This is a genomic window from Luteococcus sp., from assembly GCF_043424415.1.
Lineage (GTDB): Bacteria > Actinomycetota > Actinomycetes > Propionibacteriales > Propionibacteriaceae > Luteococcus.
The window spans coordinates 1-2990 of record NZ_JBHWOO010000001.1; the positions used below are offsets into that span (position 1 = coordinate 1).

2 protein-coding genes are annotated in these 2990 nt (G+C 66.7%); both read left to right on the forward strand.

The window, feature by feature from the left end; genetic code table 11:
• Positions 1-20: 20 nt before the first annotated feature.
• Positions 21-1124, forward strand: coding sequence for a tyrosine-type recombinase/integrase (locus ACHFFZ_RS00005; RefSeq protein WP_394274613.1), 1104 nt, complete (start codon positions 21-23; stop codon positions 1122-1124).
• Complete coding sequence (locus ACHFFZ_RS00010; RefSeq protein ID WP_394274614.1) at positions 1121-2971, forward strand: tyrosine-type recombinase/integrase; 1851 nt, start codon at positions 1121-1123, stop codon at positions 2969-2971. The genes ACHFFZ_RS00005 and ACHFFZ_RS00010 overlap by 4 nt, the downstream gene beginning before the upstream one ends.
• Positions 2972-2990: the final 19 nt, after the last annotated feature.

Sequence of the window (2990 nt, forward strand, 5' to 3'; positions counted from 1 at the left end):
AAGAAAGGCTTGATATGTAGGTGATCCTGACCCCGGTGGAACAGCGCGGCGACGCGGCGGTGACGATGGTGGTGTCGTCGAGCGGCTGGGGGCCGGTCATGGATGGGTTCGTGCCGAAGCTGGTTTTCGTGGAGGGGCAGCCACCCAGGTTGGGTGAGCCGTGGGTGGACGATTATCTGCGGTTCACCGCGGCCCGCCTGCGGCGCAATTCGGTGCTGGCTCAGGCCTTCGACTTGAAGGTCTTCTTCACCGTCGTGGGCAAACCCCCGGTCGAGGTCGACACGGCGGATGTGTTGGCCTTCATCGAACAGCAGCGTGAACCTCGCCATGGCGGCAACGTGGTCCGGCTGGTCGACGGCGAGCCAGGCCTGGCGGCTTCGACCATCAAGCGCCGGCTGGCGACGGTCACGTCGTTGTTCGACTACCTGGTCACCCGCGGTGTCTGTGAACGTCAGCCGGTGCCACGGTCGATGACGCCCCGGTCACGGTCGTTGCGGGGCTCGCCTCTGGTCCGGGCTCCGAAACGGCTGCCGCAGGTGCTGTCACCGGGTGAGGCGGTCGCGTTGATGGGCGCATTGCGCACCGAGCGAGACCGGGCGATGGTCACGCTGATGCTGCATGCCGGGCTGCGACGCTGTGAGGTGCTGGGCCTGCGTCTGACAGACATCCAGCTGGGCGACGGCAGGGTGTTCGTCCATCAGGGCAAGGGCGGCCACGAACGCATCGTCCCTGTCGTTGATGCGTTCTTCACCCACCTGGCCGCCTACTTGACCACCGAACGGCCACCGGGCTGTGACACCGGGCTGGTGTTCGTGGTGGTGAAGGGGCCCCGCCGCGGCATGCCGTTGAGCGCAGCAGGGCTGGATGAAGTCCTTGCTGGGGCCCGTCAACGGGCGGGACTACGCCACGCGACCTGCCATGAGCTGCGTCACACATGCTTCACCCGGCTACGGGAGGCGGGCATGGCCTTGGAGGCGATCCAGGCCCAGGCCGGCCACGCCAACCTGGAGACCACTCGCATCTACCTGCACTTGTCCAACGACTGGCTCGCTGACCAGTACCGCGACGCCATGCACGACCTGGCCGACATCTACCCACCCATCGTCGAAGGGCCACGCCCATGACTGCTGTTGCCCCTGTCAGCACCAGTGCGGCTCTCGATGAGGTGACGGCCTCCTATGTTGCGGCTGCTTCCAGTTCAGCGTCGGCGAAGGGCCGGCGCTTGGCGGCACAGCGCTTCGGACGGCTGTTCGGTGATCTCGACGGCTGGAACCACGCCAGTGTCGAGCAACGCCGCCAGGTCCGCACCGAGGTGATGTCATTCGCAGCGAATGCTGCCATCGCCACCAGCCTGCCGGTCACCCCGGACTTCGTCTCCCAGTCATGCTGTCACTGGGGCATCTACATCGCTGACGCCTACCCCGAGCAGCGCGACAGGTTCGCCACCCAAGCGCTCGAGCTGGGCTTCACCACGAAACAGAGCCGACGCATGTGGTCCCACCTGGCGCGCATCTGCGCGATCGCCGGCACCAGCCCTGATGCCCTGGCCACACAGACCTACCAGCAGGCGCGCACCAGCTACTTCGATGGCGTGATGGCCTCCCGAGCGAGCGCGCCGCCCCGATGGTTGTCGACGCCGCTGTTCGGCCTCGACGCGGTGATGTTCCACCGCGGGCAAGCACCCCAACCAGCCATCCGCCGGCCATGGGCGGCGCGCAGCGCCGCCGAGGTCGACTGGGAACAGATCACCACCCATGTTCCCGTGATGGCGGCCACGATGCGCCGCTACCTGCAGCAATGCCACGCCTCACTACGGCCCTCATCAGTGACGCTGTTCGAGACCACCCTGCGGCAGTTCGCCGGATACCTCATCGCCCACCACCCCGATGCCGCTCGCATCGCCGACCTGCACCGCTGCCACATCGAGGGCTACCGGGACTGGCTCGACCAACGACCCGGCTACCGCGGCCAGCACGGGTTGTCGAAGACCACGCTGGGCATGCGGATGGGTCACCTGCACACCTTCTTCACCCGCATCACCGAATGGGACTACCCCGATGCCCCCACCCGCGCCCTGGTCTTCCGGGAAGACCGTCCACGCTTGGACAAGCCCCTGCCGAAGTTCCTCGACGATGCCCGCGCTACCGCGTTCATGGCCGCCGCAGCCCAGCTACCCGACGAACTCGACCGGTTGATGATCCAGATCCTGGCCCGCACCGGCATGCGCCGCGGCGAACTACTCGGCCTGCGCATCAACGCCGTCGTCCAGATCGGCACCGGCTACTGGCTTCGCACCCCGGTCGGGAAACTCCACACCGATCGCTACATCCCCCTCGACCCGGCCCTCAAGACCCTCATCGACACCTGGATCGCCCACCGCCCGTCTTGGCAGGCCAGCGACCTGCTCCTGCTCGAACGCGGACGACCCATCCCACCAACCCGCGTCGACAAAGCCGTCCAGAAAGCCGCCACCGCCGCCGGTATCGGCCACGTCCACCCCCACCAGCTGCGACACACCCTCGCCACCCAAGCCATCAACCGAGGCATGAGCCTCGAAGCGATCGCCGCGCTGCTCGGCCACGCCGACTTGTCGATGACGATGGTCTACGCCCGCATCGGTGACCGCACCGTCGCCGACCAGTACTTTCAGGTCACCAACAAGATCGAAGCCCTCTACCAAGCCACCGAGCCCGCCATCCCCGTCCTGCCCGCCGAGGCCGCCGGTCCAGCCATGACCGCCCTGCACGCCGAAGTCGACAAACGCCTGCTGGGCAACGGCTACTGCCGCCGCCCCGTCGAGCTCGACTGCCGCTACGAAACGATCTGCGAAACCTGCCCCATGTTCTTCACCACCAACCAGCACCGGCCCACCCTCATCGCCCAACGAAACGACGCCTGCGCCAAAGGACAAACCCGCCGCACCGAGATCTACACCCACCTACTCGAAGACCTCGATCACGCCACCGCTTGACACCGATCACCCACATAAG

Bases quoted from the DNA above. Each gene is read 5' to 3' on its own strand.
- ACHFFZ_RS00010 (WP_394274614.1), top strand. From the start codon at position 1,121: ATGACTGCTGTTGCCCCTGTCAGCACCAGTGCGGCTCTCGATGAGGTG.